General features: G+C 66.8%; 18 protein-coding genes and 1 pseudogene. 7 read left to right on the top strand and 12 right to left on the bottom strand.

The annotated features are described in order from the left end of the window. Positions 1-50 precede the first annotated feature (50 nt). The 4 genes and pseudogenes from ACLP9N_RS14630 to ACLP9N_RS14615 all read right to left on the bottom strand — a co-directional run. Positions 51-1,346, bottom strand: a complete 1,296-nt coding sequence (locus ACLP9N_RS14630; protein ID WP_442408097.1) for an acyl-CoA dehydrogenase family protein — start codon at positions 1,344-1,346, stop codon at positions 51-53. Between the two features lie 3 nt (positions 1,347-1,349). Continuing rightward, positions 1,350-2,492, bottom strand: a complete 1,143-nt coding sequence (locus ACLP9N_RS14625) for a CaiB/BaiF CoA transferase family protein (RefSeq protein WP_442408096.1) — start codon at positions 2,490-2,492, stop codon at positions 1,350-1,352. Continuing rightward, positions 2,489-3,265: an enoyl-CoA hydratase/isomerase family protein gene (locus tag ACLP9N_RS14620; RefSeq protein WP_442408095.1), complete on the bottom strand. Its 777-nt coding sequence runs from the start codon at positions 3,263-3,265 to the stop codon at positions 2,489-2,491. The genes ACLP9N_RS14625 and ACLP9N_RS14620 overlap by 4 nt, the downstream gene beginning before the upstream one ends. A gap of 2 nt (positions 3,266-3,267) precedes the next feature. Next, a pseudogene (locus ACLP9N_RS14615) lies at positions 3,268-3,402 on the bottom strand (amidohydrolase family protein); the annotation flags it as partial. 307 nt (positions 3,403-3,709) lie between these two features. On the opposite strand from ACLP9N_RS14615, the gene ACLP9N_RS14610 reads away from it, so the two are divergent. Further along, positions 3,710-3,907 carry a ferredoxin gene (locus ACLP9N_RS14610; protein WP_442408094.1) on the top strand — a complete coding sequence of 66 codons (198 nt, stop codon included), beginning with the start codon at positions 3,710-3,712 and terminating at the stop codon, positions 3,905-3,907. On the opposite strand, the gene ACLP9N_RS14605 is transcribed toward ACLP9N_RS14610, so the two are convergent. Further along, positions 3,900-4,574 carry a response regulator gene (locus ACLP9N_RS14605; RefSeq protein ID WP_442408093.1) on the bottom strand — a complete coding sequence of 225 codons (675 nt, stop codon included), beginning with the start codon at positions 4,572-4,574 and terminating at the stop codon, positions 3,900-3,902. The two genes, ACLP9N_RS14610 and ACLP9N_RS14605, sit on opposite strands and share 8 nt — an antisense overlap. 36 nt (positions 4,575-4,610) lie before the next feature. On the opposite strand from ACLP9N_RS14605, the gene ACLP9N_RS14600 reads away from it, so the two are divergent. The 4 genes from ACLP9N_RS14600 to ACLP9N_RS14585 all read left to right on the top strand — a co-directional run bounded on the left by ACLP9N_RS14600 (position 4,611) and on the right by ACLP9N_RS14585 (position 8,705). Then, a complete protein-coding gene (locus tag ACLP9N_RS14600) occupies positions 4,611-5,909 on the top strand; it encodes a sensor histidine kinase (RefSeq protein WP_442408092.1) in 1,299 nt (432 codons plus the stop codon). Positions 5,910-6,065: 156 nt separating this feature from the next. Further along, entirely contained in the window at positions 6,066-7,352 is a 1,287-nt protein-coding gene (locus tag ACLP9N_RS14595; protein ID WP_442408091.1) for a cytochrome P450, read from the top strand. A gap of 14 nt (positions 7,353-7,366) precedes the next feature. Next, a complete protein-coding gene (locus ACLP9N_RS14590) occupies positions 7,367-8,473 on the top strand; it encodes an NDMA-dependent alcohol dehydrogenase (RefSeq protein WP_442408090.1) in 1,107 nt (368 codons plus the stop codon). 40 nt (positions 8,474-8,513) lie between these two features. Continuing rightward, complete coding sequence (locus tag ACLP9N_RS14585) at positions 8,514-8,705, top strand: AMP-binding enzyme (RefSeq protein WP_442408089.1); 192 nt, start codon at positions 8,514-8,516, stop codon at positions 8,703-8,705. Between the two features lie 40 nt (positions 8,706-8,745). Here ACLP9N_RS14585 and ACLP9N_RS14580 read toward each other — a convergent pair whose 3' ends face one another. From ACLP9N_RS14580 to ACLP9N_RS14550, 7 genes are all read right to left on the bottom strand, one after another. Continuing rightward, positions 8,746-8,988 carry a DUF1918 domain-containing protein gene (locus tag ACLP9N_RS14580; RefSeq protein WP_442408088.1) on the bottom strand — a complete coding sequence of 81 codons (243 nt, stop codon included), beginning with the start codon at positions 8,986-8,988 and terminating at the stop codon, positions 8,746-8,748. A 91-nt stretch (positions 8,989-9,079) separates the two neighbouring features. Further along, entirely contained in the window at positions 9,080-9,910 is an 831-nt protein-coding gene (locus tag ACLP9N_RS14575) for an oxidoreductase (protein ID WP_442408087.1), read from the bottom strand. A 29-nt stretch (positions 9,911-9,939) separates the two neighbouring features. Continuing rightward, a complete protein-coding gene (locus ACLP9N_RS14570; protein ID WP_442408086.1) occupies positions 9,940-10,605 on the bottom strand; it encodes a nitroreductase family protein in 666 nt (221 codons plus the stop codon). 3 nt (positions 10,606-10,608) lie between these two features. After that, positions 10,609-12,147: an Hsp70 family protein gene (locus ACLP9N_RS14565; protein ID WP_442408085.1), complete on the bottom strand. Its 1,539-nt coding sequence runs from the start codon at positions 12,145-12,147 to the stop codon at positions 10,609-10,611. A gap of 178 nt (positions 12,148-12,325) precedes the next feature. Next, positions 12,326-12,640 (bottom strand): hypothetical protein, encoded by a 315-nt coding sequence (locus ACLP9N_RS14560; RefSeq protein WP_442408084.1) that lies wholly within the window; start codon positions 12,638-12,640, stop codon positions 12,326-12,328. A gap of 151 nt (positions 12,641-12,791) precedes the next feature. Next, entirely contained in the window at positions 12,792-15,059 is a 2,268-nt protein-coding gene (locus ACLP9N_RS14555; protein WP_442408083.1) for a carbon starvation CstA family protein, read from the bottom strand. Between the two features lie 35 nt (positions 15,060-15,094). Beyond that, positions 15,095-16,660 carry an ATP-dependent DNA ligase gene (locus ACLP9N_RS14550; protein ID WP_442408082.1) on the bottom strand — a complete coding sequence of 522 codons (1,566 nt, stop codon included), beginning with the start codon at positions 16,658-16,660 and terminating at the stop codon, positions 15,095-15,097. A 111-nt stretch (positions 16,661-16,771) separates the two neighbouring features. On the opposite strand from ACLP9N_RS14550, the gene ACLP9N_RS14545 reads away from it, so the two are divergent. Next, positions 16,772-17,530 (top strand): SDR family NAD(P)-dependent oxidoreductase, encoded by a 759-nt coding sequence (locus ACLP9N_RS14545; RefSeq protein ID WP_442408081.1) that lies wholly within the window; start codon positions 16,772-16,774, stop codon positions 17,528-17,530. 105 nt (positions 17,531-17,635) lie between these two features. Next, positions 17,636-19,801: an acyl-CoA dehydrogenase gene (locus ACLP9N_RS14540; protein ID WP_442408080.1), complete on the top strand. Its 2,166-nt coding sequence runs from the start codon at positions 17,636-17,638 to the stop codon at positions 19,799-19,801. Positions 19,802-20,185 lie beyond the last annotated feature (384 nt).

Below are 20,185 nucleotides of genomic sequence, written 5' to 3'. Positions count from 1 at the left end.
ACGGCTGTAACGGCGTGTCGGCGCACAAACACGCACGCTCACGGCTAGTTCTAGCCGCGTGGGATGCCCGCCAGCTTGTCGGCGAACTTCGCCTCGGCGGCCTCGCGCAATCGCAGCAGATGTTCGGAGGGAAACAGATCGGGCGACGGGGTACGGTCTTTGAGCAACTGGCGGGCCAGCGTCACCTTGTGCACTTCGGTCGGACCATCGGCCAGGCCGAGCACGAACGACTCGACCAGGTACTGCACGAACGGCATCTCGTGTGTGGTGCCCAACGATCCGTGTAGCTGAAGTGCCCGCGCTGACACGTCGTGCAGCACCTTCTGCATCATCGCCTTGACCGCCGAGATGTCGGCCCGCACCGCCTTATAGTCGTTGAATTGGTCTATTTTCCAAGCTGTTTGAAGTGTCAGCAGGCGGAAGGCTTCGATCTCCATCCAGGAATCGGCGACCATCTCCTGGACGAGTTGCTTGTTGGCCAGCACCTCGCCCTGGGTGTAGCGCGACACCGCCCGCTCGCAGATCATGTCGAAGATGCGCCGGACCAGTCCGACCGTGCGCATGGCGTGGTGGATGCGCCCACCGCCCAAACGGGTTTGGGCGACGACGAAGGCCCCGCCGCGCGGGCCCAGCATGTGATCGGCGGGCACCCGCACGTTCTCGTAGCGGACGTAACCCTCGCGCCCGCCGCCGGTCGGCTGATACCCCAGTCCGACATCGCGTAGCACGTTGATGCCAGGGGTGTCGCCGGGGACAACGAACATCGAGTAGCGCTGATAGGGCGGCGCGTCGGGGTCGGTCATCGCCATCACGATGATGAACGACGCCATCGAGGCAAACGACGAGAACCACTTCTCCCCGTTGATGATCCAATAATCACCGTCGGCGACTGCGGTTGTGGTGAAGACCTTCGGGTCGGCGCCGCCTTGCGGTTCGGTCATGGAGAAGCAGGACACGATCCGGTTGTCCAGCAGCGGCTCGAGGTAGAGCGCCTTGAGCTCTGGCGTGCCGTAGTGAGCGAGGATCTCGCTGTTGCCGGAATCGGGTGCCTGCGAGCCGAAGACGATCGGCGCGCACTCCGAACGGCCCAGAATCTCGTTGAGCAGCGCCAGTTTTACCTGCCCGTAGCCCGGCCCGCCCAGGTGCGGTCCGAGGTGGGTGGCCCACAACCCGCGCTGTTTGACGATCTCCTGCAACGGGGGGATCAGCGCCTGGCGTACCGGGTCATTCAGATCGTGGGACTCCTTGACGATCAAGTCGATTGGTTCGCACTCGGTGCGCACGAAGTCCTCGACCCATTCGAGTTGTTGCGCCCACTGCGGGTCGGTGGAGAAGTCCCACGACATCTGTCATCCCCTCGTGCTCTGTGTCACCACGCTGGCGTGTTCGAGCGCGGTGATGGTGTCCAGGTCGAATCCAAGCTCGCGCAGCAACGTATGCGTATGGTCGCCCGGCAGCGCCGGGGGTGTGGGTGCCGCGGGCCGCGTTCGTGAGAAGCGTGGCGCCGGACCGGGCTGGGTGACGCCGCCGACGTCGACGAACGTTTCGCGCGCGACCAGGTGGGGGTGGTGCGGCGCCTCCGACAGCGAAAGCACCGGTGTCGCACAGCATCTCGGCGAGTCGAGGATCCGTTCCCACTCGTCGCGGGTCTTTTCGGCGAAACGCGCGGCCAATTTCGCCCGGTGTGCCGCCCATGCTGCCGGCTGGTCGTCGTCATGCGGCACGTCGACCGCGAGGCGGTCGCACAGCTCGGCGTAGAACTTCGGCTCCATCGCGCCGACCGCGACGTGGCGCCCGTCTGCGGTGGCATACGCACCGTAGAAGTGGGCGGCACCGTCGAGCAGATTGTCTTCGCGGCGGTCGCGCCACGTGCCCTCGGGAACCATCCCGAAATACGGCGCCAGCAGGGTCGCGACGCCGTCGACCATCGCGACGTCGAGGACCTGACCCTCACCCGACTCGCGCGCCTCCAGGATTGCGCTGAGCAGGCCGACCGCCAGCAGCATGCCGCCGCCGCCATAGTCGCCGACCAGATTCAGTGGCGGCAAAGGTGTTTCGGCCGTGCCGATGCCGTGCAGGGCACCGGCCAAGGCGATGTAGTTGATGTCGTGGCCGGCGTGTCCGGCCAGGGGGCCATCCTGGCCGTATCCCGTCATGCGGGCATACACCAGTCGGGGATTGCGCTCGCACAGCGCGTCGGGGCCGATGCCCAGCCGCTCGGCCACGCCGGGCCGGTAGACATCGACGAAGGCATCGGCGTCGGCGGCCAACCGGTGCACCAGGTCCCTGCCGCGGGGATCCTTGACGTCGACGGCAAGCGAACGCTGGCTGCGGCGGACCGTGTAGTCGATGGGCAAGGGGCCGTCCACACCCGCAACGGGATCGACCCGTATCACGTCTGCGCCTAAGTCTCCCAACAGCATTCCGCAAAACGGCCCCGGCCCCAGGCCGCCCATCATCACGATGCGCACCCCCGTCAGTGGGCCGCTCACGATTGCCACTTCTTGCGGCGTGCGGCAGCCTCGTCGGTCGCGTGCGAGATCACCTGATTGCGGTTCTCTAATTCCAGCGCCGACGAGAGGCTCGGCGCATCGGTGTTGACCTGCAGGGCACGCTTTGTCAGTTGCACGCCCAGCGGGGCGAGGTCTGCGATCAGCGCGGCCAGCTCGACTGCGCGGTCGGTCAGTCGATCCGGTTCGACGATCTCGCTGACCAGGCCGCGCCGATCGGCCTCGGCGGCCGATATCGTGCGGCCGGTGAGCATCCAATCGGCGGCGACACTGGTGCCGACGATGCGGGGCAGGTGATAGCTCATGCCCATCTCGGCGCCCGACAAGCCGAGCAGGATGGCGGCGTTGCCGAACGATGCTGCCGTCGAACAGATTCGGATATCGCAGGCCAGGCACAACGCGAATCCCGCCCCGACACACGGGCCGTTGACCGCGGCGACGACAGGCTGTGGCAAGTCCCGGATGGCTTCGGCCAGTGCGGCCATTTTCTGCTGGAACCGCATGCGGTCGAGCGCGGGCGCATCAGCCTCCGGCATGCTGGGCCCGAAATCGTGCACGTCGATCCCGGAGCAGAAGCCGCGACCGGCGCCGGTGAGAACGACGGCATGGACCGCGCGGTCGGCGCCTAAATCGCCCAGTGCCTGGGCCAACTCGGATTGCATGGCCTCGTTGATGGCGTTGAGCCGGTCCGGGCGGTTCAGCCGTACGACGGCGACGCCGTCGCGCGCGCGTTCGAGATCCAGTGTGTCCGACACCGTTACGCGGTGACCAGCCGCGCGAGATTGCCGCCCATGATTTCGGCCTGGTCGCCCACCGGCAGGTGGCCGAGCACGTCGGCGAAATGTGTCGGTTGGGCCAGGCCCTCGGGGTGGGGGAAGTCGGAACCGCACAGCTGGGTCTCGTACAGGTGGTTGTCCGCGTCGAACAGCGGATACGGCAACGTCACCGTTGGCGTGGTAGACATGACGACCTCCTCGAACGATGACCCCCCATCGAGCACTGATCGTAATGCCTCTCTCGACTGGGGAGAACAGTCTTCTCCTAAAAAGGGAAGCGATTCTCGTGACGCTCCGCGACGTGGTGAGCTGGCCCGGACAGGCCAGATCTGGCGCGTGTGGGCCGTCCGCGCCGCGGGGCCGCCGCCGATACTGGCACCAGACCGCTGTATCGGGAGGCGTTTATGCACATCACCGTCGACTATGACCTATGTGGACCTATGTGAGGGACACGCGCAGTGCCTGCTGGCCGCCCCCGACGTGTTCGACCTTCCCGACCGTGCCGATCAAGTCGCCGAACAAGTGGTGGTGCTCAACCCGGATCCGCCGGAAACCGACCGTGACCGCGTGATTCGGGCCGCCGCGATGTGCCCCGCGCAGGCGATTCGAATCCTCAACTGAGCCGGTCGGATTCGGCAAGATCGTCGAGCAGCCGGAAGCGGCCGGCCAACGCGGCGGCAGCGATCCGGTTGCCGACCCCGAGTTTGTGCAGCAGTGCGGCCACCATGCGTTTGGCCGTGCGCTCGGATACCAACATCCGGCGGGCGATGTCGCCGGTCTCCATACCGGTTGCCAGCAGCATCCACAGCCGAAGGTCGTGGGCGCTGAGACTATCCAGCAGCGTCGACGGCGGCTTGCGAACATTGCTCAGCAGCGCGTCCAGCAGCGCGCCGTCGATGACCCGCAAACCCTCGGCGATCGTCCATAGCGGTCCGGCCAGCGCCTCGGGTCGCGCGGTCTTGGGCAAGAAGCCGTCGGCACCGGCTCGCAACGCCTCCTCGGCCAGCGCCAGGTCGTCGGTCCCCGACAGCGCCAGGATCCGGGTCTTCGGGTGGCGCGCGTTGATGTGCCGGATCGCGGCGACCCCGCCCAGCGGCGGCATCGACAGGTCGATGATCGCGACATCGGCATCGCAACGGGCCACCAGGTTGGCGGCCTCTTCGACGTACGTCGTCTGGCCGCCGACGGTGAACAATTCGCCCCATTCGCGGGTGAGCAACAGGGCCAGGCCCTGCGCGAACAGCTCGTGGTCGTCCACGATCACGACGACATATCGCGAGCGGGTCATTGCCGCGATGCTAGCCCCAACCCTATGGTCAGCCGGGTGAGATCGCTCGGTCAGCTCAAAACCACCGTGGACTTCGACGGCGCGGCCTATGGGCTTGCCCGTACCGTCGTCGCGGTACGGGTCGCCGTTGTCATCTCGATCGGTGTGCTGCTGGCGATCGGACCGTACTGGGTCCGCCAGCACGCCACCGCCACCTTTACGGTGCTGGGCGCCGCAATGGTCTACGCGGCCGCAGTGATGGCCTATCCGCAGCTAGAGGTCCGGCGCACTCGGTATTCGTGGCTCGTTACCGCCTTTGACTCCGCGTTCACCCTCGCGCTCATCGCGCTGAGCGGAGGGGTGTACAGCCCGGTGGTGTCGGTGTTGGCGCTGGCGGTCATCGCGTCGGCGGCCCGGCTGTCCTTCGCGGAGACATTGCTGGTCGCTGTCCTTTTGGCCGCCGCCTTCATTCCCGTCGCGTTGACGTCGTCGCCGAGTCTCCCGGTCTCCGCCGCTCCGGCGCTACAGGCCGGCTGGTCGGCGCTGTATCTGGTGTTCGTCGCGATCATCACCGCAGGGCTGTCCGCACTCGCCGAACACGAACACCGCTCCCGGTTGACGGCGCTGGTAGAAGCCGAGGCCGAACACGCAGCCGCCGAGGAGGAACGCGACCTGCGGGCACGCCTGCTGCGGTCCTACCAGTCGCAACAGGATGGACTGCAGGTGCTGGTGCATGAATTCCGCACCCCCGTGACGTCATTGGAGGCGCTGACCGAGGCGCTGACTTCCCCGCATCCGATGTCGCAGGCCGATCGTGACACCGGCCTGGAGCTGGTGGCCCGGCACGTGCGCCACCTGGGCGACATGCTCGACGCCCTGTCTGACGTCGCGCTGAGCCGCCGCCCGACGTTCTCGGCTGGCCGGGTCCGCCGCGTCGATGTCGCCGACCTCGTCGTCGCCGCCGCCGATTCGGTCGGCCTGGCGCCGCCTCGGTTGCGGTTGAGCATCAGCGGCGACGTCGACGCCGTGGCAGTGAACGCCCAGGGGCTGCGCCGAGTGCTGACCAATCTGCTGGAGAATGCCTCCCGGCACGGCCGAGGCGAACCGGTCGATGTGACGTGCTCGCGCGACGGCGACGACTTGGTCCTGGCCGTGCTGGACCGCGGACCGGGTATCCCGGCCGAAAGCCTCGGTGAGCTGACCACCAAGTACGTCAGCGTCGGCGGGCAGCGCGGCACCGCCGGGCTGGGCCTGTGGATCGTGCAGCAGATCGTCGAAGCGATGGGCGGCCGCGTCGACTTCGCCGCGCGCGACGGCGGCGGGCTGGCCGCCACGTTCCGTGCACCCGTCGCCTGATCGTCGGTCCACGCATTGGCCCGGGTAGGCCAGTGATTGGCACGCGCGTCTGTGCCGCGCCGGTTGTGCGCTGGCCACCATGGGTCCTAACGCCGAGGTGATGTGCACCAGAGCACCACGCCAGCGGCGGTAAGGAAAGGACCGACGAGGACCGCCATGACCACAGCCATGAGCCAAACCGCTACACCCACTACCCATAAAGACATCGACCTGAGCGCGCGATCGTTCTGGGCCAAACCCCGTGACGAGCGCGACCGCGATTTCACCGTCCTGCGCCGGGAGAACCCGGTGCCGTGGAGCCGCCCGGCCGAGTCCGATCTGCTGCCGCCCGAGCTCAACACCAAGGGCTTCTGGTCGCTGACCAAGCACGAGGACATCCGGATGGCTAGCCGGCACCCGGAGATCTTCTCCTCGGCGGAGGGCATCACGATGGAGGACTTCGCGCCTGAGATGCGGGAGGTGGCGCAGTCGTTCATCGCGATGGACGCGCCCCGGCACACCCAGTTGCGCGGCATCACCTTGGATGCGTTCAAGCCGAAGAACATGCGCCGGCTGGAGGGCTGGATCCGCGGGCACGCCCGCGACCTGGTCAGCGAAATGGCTCATCTGGGTGAGGGCGACTTCGTCGAACTGGTGTCGGTGAAGCTGCCGTCACGGATCTTCGGCAGCTTCTTCGGCTTACCGCCCGGCGACGTGCACGAGAAGACGATCAACGCCGCGCAGCGGCTGCTGGGCTGGACCGACCCCGAAATCTGCGCGGGCCGCACCGGTCTGGAACTGTTCGCCGGCGCCGTGATGGACCTGCACGAGACAGCCGCGCTGCTGATTCCCGAGCGGCGGGCCAACCCGGGCGATGACCTGCTGACCTGGATGGTGCAGGCCGAGTTCGACGGCAAGAAGATGACCGACGACGAGCTCAAGGCATTCTTCGTGCTGCTAGCCGTGGCCGCCAACGACACCACGCGGCACGCCTCGGCGCATGCGATCCACGCCTTCTCCAAGTTCCCCGACCAGCGGGCGCTGCTGTCGGAAGACGTTGCCGGGCGAGTGGATACCGCCGTGGAGGAAGTACTGCGCTGGGCCTCGCCGCTGCTGCACATGCGCCGCACCGCCACCCAGGACGTAACCGTGCGGGGATCGGAGATCAAAGCCGGGGACAAGGTGGTGCTGTGGTACATCTCGGGCAACCGCGACGAGGATGTGTTCGAGGACCCGTTCAGGTTCAACATCCTGCGAAACCCCAACCCGCACATTGCTTTCGGCGGCGGTGGCCCGCACTTCTGCCTGGGCGCGGCGCTGGCGCGCACGATGCTGCGGTCGTTGCTGACCGAGGTGTACACCCGCATCCCCGACATCTCGGCGCCCGAGCCCAATTTCGCGGTCGCCAACTTCATCAACGGCATCAACAGCCTGCCGGCGACCTGGACGCCCGAACGAGTCTGACGATAGGACATTCAATGAAAACCAAAGCCGCGGTGCTGTGGGGGCTACATCAGAAGTGGGAGGTCGAAGAGGTCGACCTCGACGGCCCCAAAGAGAACGAGGTCCTGGTCAAGCTGACGGCTGCCGGCTTGTGTCACTCCGACGACCACCTGATCACCGGCGATATGCCAATGCAGCTACCGGTGGTCGGCGGGCACGAAGGTGCGGGCGTCGTCGTCGATGTCGGTCCGGGTGTGACCGAAGTGGCCGAGGGCGATTCAGTGGTGCTGAGTTTCATTCCGGCGTGCGGCCGATGCGAACCGTGTGCGCGCGGCATGAGCAACTTGTGTGTGCTCGGCGCGGCCATCATCGCCGGCCCGCAGCTCGACGGCACCTTCCGGTTCCACGCCAAAGGCCAAGGGCTGGGCCAGATGTGCGTGCTGGGCACATTTTCGGAGTACACGGTTGTGCCACTGTCCTCGGTGATCAAGGTGGATCCGTCCACTGCACTGGACACCGCGGCCCTGGTTGGGTGCGGGGTCACGACTGGTTACGGCAGCATGGTGCGTACCGGTGAAGCACGTGACGGCGACACTGTGGTGGTCATGGGTGTGGGCGGGATCGGCATGAACGCGGTGCAGGGCGCACGGATTGCAGGCGCTCGCGTCATCGTCGCGCTCGATCCCGTCGAGTACAAACGCGGCCGTTCCCTCGAGTTCGGCGCGACTCACACCGCGGCGACCGTCGACGAGGCCCGGTCCCTGGTCGCCGATCTGACGCGTGCCCAGATGGCCGATGTCTGTGTGGTCAGCACCGACTCGGCTGAGGGTGTTTATGTGGCACAAGCACTCAGTCTGGTTGGCAAGCGTGGCCGGGTGGTGATGACCGCGATCCCGCACCCGACCGACACCTGTGTCGACATGTCGCTGTTCGATTTGACCCTTTACGAAAAGCAGGTTCGGGGATCGCTTTTCGGATCATCGAATCCCCGACACGACGTTCCCCGCATGCATGAGCTGTATCGCGCCGGACAGTTGAAGCTCGACGAACTCATCACCCGCGAGTACAGCCTCGAGGAAGTCAACGAGGGCTACGCCGACATGCACGCCGGCGTGAATCTACGCGGGCTGATCCGCTTCTGATCAGTGAGAGTGAGCAGGGCATAACCGGGGCTTCGGCGGCGTGAGGCAAAGCGGTCTCGGGCGGGAGCTCGGCGCCCTGGCCCAAGAACTCATCAACTACGTCCGTGACCGGATCGCCCACTACAAGGCGCCCCGCCCGGTCGACTTTGTCGACGACTTACCTCGGACCACGACTCGCAAACTCGCCAAAAACGAGCTGCAGGAACACGTTACGGCCCCAGCCGCCTCATGACCTCCAACGAGCAAGTTGGTTTTGTCCTACCGAGGCAAGGCTATGTCTGGCCGTGGCCGGCCCGCGCCGCGGCGCGCCGCGCGGACTCGGTGTGCTCGGCCGCGGTCACGACGACCGCGTCACTCCCGGGGTACACCGTCGCCTCGTGGCCGGTCACCAGCCAACGCACCACGTACGGCGGCGAACCGTCTGCAGAGCGCACCTCGATGATCTCCGCATGCTGATCATGCCGTTCCGTGGTTGTGCCTTTAACCACGAGGAAGTCGCCGACTTGGGCTTTCATCGCCCGCTCCCTTCTCGATCTGTGAGATCCTGTGAGATCCAGGGACCCCTCCATCGTGCGCGCGTTCGTCGCCGAACGGAAGCGTGCAGCGTCAGGAGTTGAAGTTGGTGGCGGTGGTGAGCTTCTCCCAGTTGGCGATCTCGCTCGCCCGTCCGTCGGCGATGTAGCGGTAGGCGGCCAGGGCGTCGGGTCCCAGCAGCAAGAAGGCGGGGGGCTCGCTTGATTCGACGGCCGCGATAATCGCCGCGCCGGCCTTGGCGGGGTCGCCGGCCTGGTTGCCGTGCATGGTGTCGTTCTCTTTGCGGCGCTGCCCGGCGGTGCCGGCGTAATCGTCGATGACGGTGGCCGACTGGACCAGTGAGCGGCCGGCGAAGTCGGTGCGGAACGCGCCGGGCTCGACGACTGTCACCGAGATGCCGAGCGGAGCGAGCTCGCCGCGAAGGGCTCCACTGAGGCCTTCGATGGCGGCTTTGGCTGCCGAGTAGTAGCCCGACCCCACCGGGGTCAGCTGAACGCCGATCGAGGAGAGGTTCACGATGGCGCCGCTGCGGCGCGACCGCATACCGGGCAGGACGGCTTTGATCATCGCGACGGTGCCGAAGAAGTGCGTCTCGAACAGGGTGCGGACGTCGGCGTCGTCGCCTTCTTCAACGGCGGCGCGATAACCATAGCCGGCGTTGTTGACCAGGACGTCGACGCCGCCGAACCGCTCCTGGGCCTGTTGCACAGCCGAGCCGACCTGCTCGGGGTTGGTGACGTCAAGGGCAACGGCGAGCACCCGCTCAGGCGCCGCGTCGGCCAGGCCGGCGACCTTCGTAGCGTCGCGCGCGGTGACCACAGCATTGTGCCCGGCGCCGATCACAGCTTCGGCGAGCGCGCGGCCCAGCCCGGTCGAGCAGCCGGTGATCAGCCAGGTGGACATGAGGGATGTCTCCTTTCAGTCGAGCCGGCTCAGCCTTCAAGCGCTGCGCCGTCGAACCGTTCGAGGGTGACGAACTCCGCGACCGGCCGGCGGCGCAGCTTTCTCAGCTGTCGCGTGGGTTTGCCGAGCGGCACGATCGCGGCGAGGGCGTGGGTGTCCGGGATTCCCAGCAGTCGGCGGACGCGGTCCTCCTGAGCAATCGCCATCGTGGTGATGGTGCCTCCGTAGCCTTCGTTGCGACCGGCCAGCAGGATGTTCCAGATCAGCGGATACACCGATGCCCCGCTGGCCAGGCCGACGCGGTCCAGGTTCTGATCGACGGAGGCGACAACGCTGAGGTCAACGGTGAAGACGAGGACAACAGGGGCGTTGATGATAGGCGCGGTGAAGGTGTCCGGGATTTCGGTGCTGTCGATCACCTCCTGCGGTACCTCGCTGGGATGCACGGAATTCCAAGGATTTTCGCCGGCCGTCAGCTGCGCGAAGTAGCGCCGGGCGGTGGCGGTGCCGAGTTCGGCCAGCTGGCGACGGACGTCGGCGTCACGCACCACGGTGATGTGGGCGCCTTGCCGGTTGCCGCCGCTGGGGGCGAACCGGGCGTTGTCGAAAATGCGCCACAACACGTCGTCGGGCAGGGGGTCGTCGGTGAACTCGCGCGCGGCGAACGTCGTTCGCATGACGTCGTACAATTCCATGTCTCACAACCCTGCGGACAGGCGTCGTTCGAGCCGGAAGGTGCGCTTGAAGCCGGCCGGCTGCGTCGTCAGGGTCACTTCCACCGCACCGCTGGGGGCGACGACGTAACGCTCCTCGACCTCCGGTCCATCGTTCCAGCGGCCGACCGGCTGGCGCCCGAGATCCTCTCGGTCGTGCAGCGCCGGGTCGAACGGGAAGAGGACCGGATCGTAGGGCACCACGTCCCCATCGGGACGTCCGTTGACCAGGCGGCTGCACTCCACAAACCGGAAATGTCCGATGTTGTGCGCCGCTCGGTACGTCCGGCTGACGACCAGCGGGGAACGCCCGTCCGCCGGAAGCGAGGCGTCCTTGGGTACGATCGGATCGAAGACGACGTCGTCGCCGGCCCGCGCCTCGCGGAACACCCCGAAATGGCGCGAAAAGCGTTCGGACAAAGCAAAACCGGACTCGGTGTCGAGGAAGACCGCGAGCCCGATGGCGGTGGCGGCGAAGGGGTGCGGCGAGCGCTTCACCCGCCGCTCGCCGAACGTCGTGCGCAGGATCCGGGAAACCAGCGGGAAGCCCCCGGTTCCGCCCACCACATAGATGCCGGCAACCTCCGACCACTCGACGGACCGCGCCGTGTCGCTGTCGCCTCGCGTCGGGTCGCGCAGCACGCGGTCGAGAAGTTCGGTCGTCTTGTCGACCAGCGGCGAGCACACCGAGTAGACGTCATCGATGGCGCAGGAGAACGGCGGCCGCTCCCTGTCGTCGATCGCCGTGAGGTCCACCAAAAAGCGGCGCGTCTGCGGCCCGACGGCCTCCTTGCGTGCGGCGCACTCCTCTCGCAAGAGATCGCGCGCGGTGGCATCCACGGTCAGCTTGGAGCGGGCGAGCACGAGTTGCGTGATCGCCTCGTCGAAGTCGTCGCCGCCGAGGCGTTGGATGCCCTCGCTGATGACCACTTCGTTCACCTGCCCGGTCATTTTCAGCAGCGAGGCGTCGAACGTGCCGCCGCCGAGGTCGTAGATGAGCACGTACTCGCGTTTGGCGGTGATCGTGGAGCGGTACCGATGGGCGTATTCGAGGCCCGCGGCGGACGGTTCGTTCAGCAGCGCGACGACGTGGAAACCCGCCGCCACGAAGGCATCCAGCGTCAGCAGACGCTGGGCGCTGGACGCGTTGGCCGGAACGCTGATTGCGGCCTCGACGGTTTCACCCGGAGCGAGGCCGGCGTTCGAGCGGTTCTGTAAGTCGCTTTTCAGCTGAGCCAGCAGGCCGGTGAGCAGGTCGGCCAGCCGGTAGTTGCGCCCGGCCAGGGTTACTTCGGTCCGCGGACCGGCCTGATTGAGCAGACGTTTGACCGATCGCAGCACCGACCAGCCCGGCTCGCGGCGCACGGCGGCAGCGTCCACCCCGAAGCGCAACTGCCCGCCGGTATCGGCGGCGATCAGCGAAGGCCAGGTATCCACGCCGTCGAAGGAGACGACCGGGTAGTTACCGCGGTCGACGACCGCGACGACGGTGTGGGTGGTGCCAAAGTCGATACCGACTCTCATCGCGCAATCTTAGGGCGGTGCCGCAAGCTTCGGCATTACCCATTTCCCGGCGCGCCGCGGGGCGGTCAATCCTCGAAATGGCGCTTGTAGTCGATGCGCTCCAGCCACCATTGCAGGTTGTAGATCCCGGTCGCGAACATCACCATCACCACGCCGGAGCCGAGCGAGACGACTACGTTCATAATCTCTCCATTGCGCGTGCCATGGCGGCGTTCTCGATGTATGCGTAACGCTTCGCGTAGTACTGGGACCGCGGGCGTGATGCCTTTGTTGACGTCGCAAACATTCGCCGCACGACGGCGACGAGCCGGCCAGCGGTGTTCTCGCGGTGCACCCCCGCAGCGGCTGCCGTGCTGAAAAGCACCTGCTCCGTGGTGATCAGAACCTCGGTCGATGACGCATCAACCGGGGAGGGCCCAGCCGAGAGCGATTGGGGCGTGGGCTGGTCGACGGGCTCGGTTGCGCTGGCGAGTCCCGCTGGTGAAATCAACATTTCGTGTACCTCCTGCGCGATCGGCCGTGGTGAGGGGAGTCGGCCGGTTCGTGCACTCACCGTAAGGTCGGCGACCACCCCTTGGGATGCGTAGTCGACTACCTGCTTTTGCGCCGCAGCACCGCGGTGAGCTAGGTACTTCGAGCAGCGATCAAGGCTGCTGAGCGCCCACCGACCCGCGAGACGACGCCGGCAGCGCGTCCCACTGGGTTTGCACCTCTCGCTCTGTGGCAGTAGGAATCAGACCGCGGGGCGCGAACAATTTAGAAGGCATCGGGTCGTCTTCGCTCAACGGCCTGCCGCCACCGCGAATTGCCCTGAGCGCCACGATTACTCCGGCGATGAACACGATGACGACAACCAGCGCGAACACAATCGACAGGGTGCCCTGGATGAAGGTGTTCCTGATGACCGCATCCAGCTGGTGGGCGTTCTTGGCTGACCCGAACACCGCCTTGCCCGCGTGCTTCGCCGCCACATAATTGGCGTGCTGTTTCCAGTAGCCGACGGCCGGATCCGCGGAAAAGATCTTCTGCCACGACGCTGTCAGGGTGACCACCAGATCCCACAGCAGCGGGATGGCGGGAATCCACGCCCACTGCAGTAGGCCCTTCTTGATAACCACCACGGTGACCACGGTCAGCGCGATCGCCGCGAGCAGCTGGTTGGCGATACCGAACAGCGGAAACAGCGTGTTGATGCCGCCCAGCGGATCGGTCACGCCCATCAGCAGGACGCTGCCCCATCCGGCGACCACGGCCACACTGCAGATCCACACGCCGAGGCGCCAGCTCGGATTCCTCAACTTGGTCAGCGGACCGCCCAAATTGCCCAGCGTGTCGGAGAGCATGAAACGCGCGACCCGGGTGCCCGCATCGACGGTGGTCAGGATGAACAGCGCCTCGAACATGATCGCGAAGTGATACCAGAACGCCCTGAGACTGTCGCCCCCGAAAACGCGGTGCAGCACGTCGGACATGCCTAGTGCCAGCGTTGGTGCTCCGCCGGTGCGCGACACGATCGAGTGCTCGCCGACACCGCTGGCCGCGTCGTTGATTTGCGCGGCGGTCGCCGGGGCGCCCGACAGCCCGAGTTTGTTGACGTACTCAGCTGCGGTGGCCGCGGTGCCGCCGGTCTGCGGGGCCGGCGCATTGAGGGTGAAGTACAGGTGTTGGTTGATGATCGACGCGGTAATCAGGGCCATGATCGCGACGAATGACTCGGTGATCATGCCCCCGTAGCCGATCACCCGCATCTGGCTTTCCTTTTCCAGCAGCTTGGGCGTCGTGCCCGATGAGATCAGCGAGTGGAATCCGGACAGCGCGCCGCACGCGATGGTGATGAACAGGAACGGGAACAGCGAGCCGGCGAACACGGGTCCGTCGCCCCGGGTGGCGAAATGCGAGATCGCGGGCGCCTGCAACACCGGGTGAGCAATGAAGATACCGATCGCCAGCAGGGCGATGGTACCGACCTTCATGAACGTCGACAGATAATCCCGCGGCGCGAGCAGCAACCACACCGGCAGCACCGACGCCGCGAAACCATAGATGATGATCAACCACGACAACGTGATCGGTGACAGGTTCAACCATGATGCGCCCCAAGACGTTTTGGCGACCCAACAGCCGCCGGCCACGGATCCCAGCAGCAGCACGGCGCCGATCACCGAAACCTCTCCGACTTGACCGGGACGCAGGAACCGCAAGTAACAACCCATGAAGAGCGCGATGGGGATCGTCATGGCGATCGAGAACACGCCCCACGGGCTTTCCGCTAGCGCCTTCACCACGATCAGCGCCAGCACCGCGATCAGGATCACCATGATGACGAGGACCCCGAGCAGGGCCGCCGCCCCGGCCGTGGCGCCGAGTTCTTCGCGGACCATCTGGCCCAGGGAGCGACCCCGTCGCCGGGTGGAAATCCACAACACCAGGTAGTCCTGGACGCAACCGCCGAGCACGGCACCGATGACGATCCAGATGCTGCACGGCAAATAGCCCATCTGGGTGGCGAGCACCGGTCCGACGAGTGGCCCCGCTCCGGCGATGGCGGCGAAATGGTGGCCGAAGAGCACGCGCCGGTCGGTGGGCACGTAGTCCGTGCCGTTCTCGAAGATTTCCGCCGGTGTGGCGTGGTCGTCGCGCGGGCAAACGATCTTCATCTCGATCAGCCGCGCATAGAACCGGAATCCGATGATGTACGTGCAGATCGCCGCCACCACCAACCACACCGCGTTCAGCGTCTCGCCCCGGAAGAACGCGATGATCGCCCAGGCGATCGCACCGATCACGGCGATGATTCCGAAGACGATCTTGTGGCGGACGGTGATGGGGGAGCGGTCGATGATCGCGACGGGCGGCAGGTCGTCGTCGGTGCGGATCAAGCTGACATCTTTGTCATGCACAGTCACGGTCAAACCCTACGACGCCTCGGAATCTGGCGCCCGGTGTCTCAGTACAGTGCGCGCACCGCGTCGATGGTGTCGGCTTCGGCTGGGCTCTTGTCGTCGCGGTAGCGGACCACCCGGGCGAAGCGCAGCGCCAGCCCACCGGGGTAGCGCGTCGATTTCTGCACCCCGTCCAACGCGATTTCGACCACCTGCTCGGGGCGCACGTGCACGACGTAATCCTTCGTGCCACCAACATCCTTCGTGCCACCAAGGGCGAGTTCGCTGAAATGTTTGGTCTGCCAGTCCAGCATGGCGTCGGTCATGCCCTTGAAAGTCTTGCCCACCATGATGAATTCGCCGGTGACCGGATCACGCGCGCCCAGATGAATATTGGACAGCTTCCCGCGACGCCGCCCCGAACCCCATTCCACGGCGAGTACTACCAGGTCGAGGGTGTGCACCGGTTTGACCTTCAGCCAGCCGGCGCCGCGACGGCCCGCCTGATATGGCGCGTCCGGTGACTTGGCCATCACCCCTTCGTGACCGGCGGCCAGCGTCGCTTCCAGGAAGGCGGCAGCCGCCGAAGGGTCGGACGTGGTCAGCCGGTCCACCCGGTGGCGCGGCGGCACCAACGCGTCGAGCGCGGCCAACCGCTCGGTCGTCGGCGCATCGAGCAGGTCGACGCCGTCGCGGTGCAGGATGTCGAAGAAGAACACTGAAAGTGGCTCGGCCTTTTGGGCCGAAAGGGCCCAAGCCACATCGACCGAGCGGCCGAAGCGTGACGCGGTGACCTGGAAGCGGTGTGGGCGGTTGTCCGGCCGCAGCGCGATCGCCTCTCCGTCGGCGATGAGCTCGGTCACCGGCAGCGCCAGCGTTGCCGCCACCACCTCGGGCAGCCGGGCGGTGACGTCGTCAAGGCTTCGGGTGTAGACCGTGACCTCGTCTGCCGACCGATGAATCTGCACTCGGACGCCATCCAGTTTTGCCTCGAAAACTGTTGTGCCGCTGTGGCGTTCGAGCGCATCGGCCACGCTGGTCGCGGTCTGGGCCAGCATCGGCCCCACCGGCCGCCCCACCCGCAGCGTGAACGCGTCCAGTGCCGGAGCTCCACCGGAAAGGGCCGCCGCCGCGACCGCCGGCAGATCGCCGCCCAGCATCGCGGCGCGCTGCACCGCGGTGGCGGGAATGCCGGCGGCCTTGGCGACGGCGTCGGCCATGATCCCGGCCAGCGCACCCTGCCGCAGCTCACCGCCCAGCAGCCGCAGCAGAAAGGTCTGTTCGAGTCCGGTCGCGGCGCCGAACAACCCCGCCACGAGTTCGGCCCGCCGAGCCTGGGACCCCTTGCCCGACACGGCGCCGATCTCGGAGAACGTGGCGTCGACGTCGGTGACGGTCAGCGCCGGATCCGCTGGATCCGCAGCCGCGGGCGGCCGCGACCGTAGCGATGCCCAGCCGACGCCGATCTGGCGTTGCGGCAGCTCGCCCGAGAGCCACGACACGATGATCGCTATTAGTTTCGGGTCGGGCGCGGCCCGGCGCAGCAGCTCGGCGATGTGGGCGACCTTGGTCAGCCGCGACGAGGTGCCGCCCACATTAAGCGATGTGCTTGCTACGTCGACAAGGAGCACGATTCAGCTTGGCATGGCTCGCCGACAACCCGTCGGGGCGCACGCGCTAGCGTACCTAGGCAAACGTTACAAATGGCAGGGATTCTGACAAGCCTAGAAAGTGAGGTCCGGATGGAGATCAGCGGGAAGAAGGTCGTCGTCATCGGCGGCGCGTCGGGGATGGGGCGGGCCACCGCCGAGCTGCTGCACGAGCGTGGCGCGCAGGTCGCGGTGCTCGACCGCGAGGGTTCCGACGGCAAGGAGGTCGCCGAGGGTATCGGCGGCAAGTTCTATCCGGTTGACGTCACCGACTTCTCCGGGACCGAGGAGACGTTACAGGCGGCCGTCGACGAGCTGGGTGGGCTGCACGTCATCGTGACCACCGCCGGGGGCGGCATCGCCAAGCGGACGATGACCAAGACCGGTCCCCATGACCTGGAATCCTTCCAGTCCGTGGTGGATCTCAACCTGATCGCCAGCTTCAACATCAGCCGGCTGGCCGCCGCGCACATGAGCAAGAACGAGCCCGAGGACGAGGAGCGCGGCGTCATCATCAACACCGCGTCGATCGCGGCCTTCGAAGGCCAGATCGGGCAGGTCGCCTACACCGCCGCCAAGGCGGGCATCGCCGGCATGTGTCTGACCATGGCGCGTGACCTGGGGTCGCTGGGCATTCGGGTGCTGGCAATCGCCCCAAGCCTATTTGCCACCGGGTTAACCAAGGGTATTCCCGACGAATTCGCTTCGGCGCTGACCAAGGACGCGGCGTTCCCCAAGCGCCTCGGTCGTCCCGAGGAGTACGCCAAGCTGGTAGCGGCGATCGTGGACAACCCGATGCTCAACGGCCAATGCCTGCGACTGGACGCCGGGCAGCGGTTCGCACCCAAGTAGACGCCCCGGGACCGGGCGGGCTCGGGTTCGCGCGGATTAAGTACACTCTTTGTCGGCCCCCAGCGACGATGATGTGGGCCGCAAAGCCGCGCGAGGAGGGGCCCGATGGGTATCGCACTGACCGACGACCACCGCGAGCTCGCTGAGGTCGCCCGCGCGTTCCTGACTTCGCAGAAGGCGCGTGCGGCGGCACGGTCCCTACTGGATGCGCCGGAGGAGGCACGACCGCCCTTCTGGCAGGGCATCGTCGAACTGGGCTGGCTTGGCCTGCACATCGACGAGGAGCACGGTGGCTCCGGCTACGGGCTGCCCGAGCTCGTGGTGGTGGTCGAAGAACTCGGCCGGGCGGTGGCGCCCGGCCTGTTCGTCCCGACGGTGATCGCATCGTCGGTGATCGCCAAAGAGGGCACCGCCGACCAGAAGGCCCGGTTGTTGCCGGGGCTGGTCGACGGAACCGTCACCGCGGCAATCGGTCTGGACACCCAGGTGCAGATCAAGGACGGGCGGGCCGACGGTGAGGCCGGGGTGGCCTTGGGCGCGGGGCTGGCCGAGTTGCTGCTGATCGCCTCGGGTGACGACGTGCTGGTGCTGGACCGCGATCGCGCCGGCGTTTCGGTCGAGGTGCCCGAGAACTTCGATCCGACCAGGCGGTCCGGACGCGTCCGGCTGCAGAACGTGAGCGTGTCCGACGACGACATCCTGCCGGGGGCGCGGGAATCCGCCCTGGCCCGCGCGCGGACGTTGCTGGCCGCCGAGTCGGTGGGCGGGGCCGCCGACTGCGTCGAGGCCGCCGTCGACTATGCCAAGGTGCGTCAGCAATTCGGCCGCACCATCGCCACATTCCAAGCGGTCAAGCATCATTGCGCGAACATGTTGGTTGCCGCCGAATCGGCAATCGCCGCCGTGTGGGACGCCTCGCGGGCGGCGTCCGAGGATGAGGAGCAGTTCCGGCTGATCGCTGCGGTGGCGGCGGCACTGGCCTTCCCCGCCTATGGGCGCAACGCCGAGCTCAACGTTCAGGTGCACGGCGGCATCGGCTACACCTGGGAACACGACGCACATCTGCATGTGCGCCGGGCGATCGTAACCGCGGCACTGCTCGGAGGTGACGGGCCGGCCCGGGATGTCTTCGATCGCACCGCTGCCGGTGCGGCCCGGGAAAACAGCCTGGACCTGCCGCCCGAGGCCGAGGAACTGCGCACCCAAATCCGTGCCGACGCCGCCGAGTTGGCCGCCCTCGAGAAGCAGGCCCAACGCGACAAGCTGATCGAGACGGGCTACGTGATGCCGCACTGGCCCAAACCGTGGGGCCGTGCCGCCGACGCGGTGGAACAGTTGGTCATCGAGGAGGAGTTCCGCGCGGCCGGCATCAAGCGTCCCGACTACGGGATCACCGGATGGGTGATCCTGACCCTGATCCAGCACGGAACCCCTTGGCAAATCGAGAGATTCGTCGAGAAGGCGTTACGTAAAGACGAGATCTGGTGCCAGCTGTTCTCCGAACCCGAGGCCGGGTCCGATGCGGCGTCCATCAGGACCCGGGCCACCAGGGTGGACGGCGGCTGGAAGATCAACGGGCAGAAGGTATGGACCAGCGGGGCCCACTACTGTGCGCGCGGCCTGGCCACCGTGCGCACCGACCCAAATGCCCCCAAGCACGCCGGCATCACCACAGTGATCGTCGACATGAAGGCGCCCGAGGTCGAAGTGCGCCCACTGCGGCAGATGACCGGCGGCTCCGAATTCAACGAGGTGTTCTTCAACGACCTGTTCGTTCCCGACGAGGATGTCGTCGGGGCGCCCAACTCCGGGTGGACCGTCGCACGGGCGACGCTGGGCAACGAGCGGGTCAGCATCGGCGGCAGCGGGTCGTTCTACGAAGGCTTGGCGCCGGAGCTGGTGAAATTGGCCCAACAGCACGCAGATCGCTTGGCGGGCGCGGCAATTCGAATGGGCTACTACCTGGCCGAGGAAACCTCGCTGCGGCTGCTCAACCTGCGCCGCGCCGCGCGCAGCGTCGAAGGTGCGGGCCCGGGCCCGGAGGGCAACGTCACCAAACTGAAGCTGGCCGAGCACATGGTGGAGGGGGCCGCGATCATGGCGGCGCTGCAGGGGCCCGAGGTTGCGCTACTCGACGGACCCGGCGCGTTCGCCGGGCGACTGATCATGGGCGCGCGTGGCATGGCGATCGCGGGCGGCACCTCGGAGGTGACCCGCAATCAGATCGCCGAGCGAATCCTCGGAATGCCGCGCGACCCGCTGATCAACTAGCGAATCGCGGGCACTAAGCCGGGCGGGGGACCGCCGCCAGGCTCGACTGACCCAGCCAGCGCGGTACCGCCCGGCGGGCATCGGCGACCCCGTGGACGGTCACGCCGCCGTTGAGCATCGCGCGCGACCACGATACGTCGCCGCGCCACAGCTAGGTCAGCGCACGCATCCGCATACCGTGGGCTCGCGGGAGACGCGGACCGAGTTGACGCGCTGGACGCGCGGCTGGCCGAACTCGGCGACCGCTACCTGGTCGGGACGTCGACGATGGAGTGGGAGTTCCTGCTGGTCACCGCGCGCAAGCGCTAGCGGCCAGAGCGGATTCCCCGCTCCTAAACTCCGCAGCGATGCCCGATCAGAACTTCCCCCTGTTTCCGCTCGCGG

Source organism: Mycobacterium sp. (assembly GCF_052144515.1).
GTDB lineage: Bacteria > Actinomycetota > Actinomycetes > Mycobacteriales > Mycobacteriaceae > Mycobacterium.
Note: the sequence above shows the minus strand (reverse complement) of the source record. Positions and strands in the feature narration are given on the sequence as shown.

Excerpts from the sequence above, each read along its gene's own strand:
- ACLP9N_RS14630 (WP_442408097.1), bottom strand. The coding sequence starts at position 1,346 with ATGTCGTGGGACTTCTCCACCGACCCGCAGTGGGCGCAACAACTCGAA.
- ACLP9N_RS14610 (WP_442408094.1), top strand. The coding sequence starts at position 3,710 with ATGACCTATGTGGACCTATGTGAGGGACACGCGCAGTGCCTGCTGGCC.
- ACLP9N_RS14605 (WP_442408093.1), bottom strand. The coding sequence starts at position 4,574 with ATGACCCGCTCGCGATATGTCGTCGTGATCGTGGACGACCACGAGCTG.
- ACLP9N_RS14595 (WP_442408091.1), top strand. The coding sequence starts at position 6,066 with ATGACCACAGCCATGAGCCAAACCGCTACACCCACTACCCATAAAGAC.
- ACLP9N_RS14590 (WP_442408090.1), top strand. The coding sequence starts at position 7,367 with ATGAAAACCAAAGCCGCGGTGCTGTGGGGGCTACATCAGAAGTGGGAG.
- ACLP9N_RS14580 (WP_442408088.1), bottom strand. The coding sequence starts at position 8,988 with ATGAAAGCCCAAGTCGGCGACTTCCTCGTGGTTAAAGGCACAACCACG.
- ACLP9N_RS14575 (WP_442408087.1), bottom strand. The coding sequence starts at position 9,910 with ATGTCCACCTGGCTGATCACCGGCTGCTCGACCGGGCTGGGCCGCGCG.
- ACLP9N_RS14570 (WP_442408086.1), bottom strand. The coding sequence starts at position 10,605 with ATGGAATTGTACGACGTCATGCGAACGACGTTCGCCGCGCGCGAGTTC.
- ACLP9N_RS14565 (WP_442408085.1), bottom strand. The coding sequence starts at position 12,147 with ATGAGAGTCGGTATCGACTTTGGCACCACCCACACCGTCGTCGCGGTC.
- ACLP9N_RS14560 (WP_442408084.1), bottom strand. The coding sequence starts at position 12,640 with ATGTTGATTTCACCAGCGGGACTCGCCAGCGCAACCGAGCCCGTCGAC.
- ACLP9N_RS14545 (WP_442408081.1), top strand. The coding sequence starts at position 16,772 with ATGGAGATCAGCGGGAAGAAGGTCGTCGTCATCGGCGGCGCGTCGGGG.
- ACLP9N_RS14540 (WP_442408080.1), top strand. The coding sequence starts at position 17,636 with ATGGGTATCGCACTGACCGACGACCACCGCGAGCTCGCTGAGGTCGCC.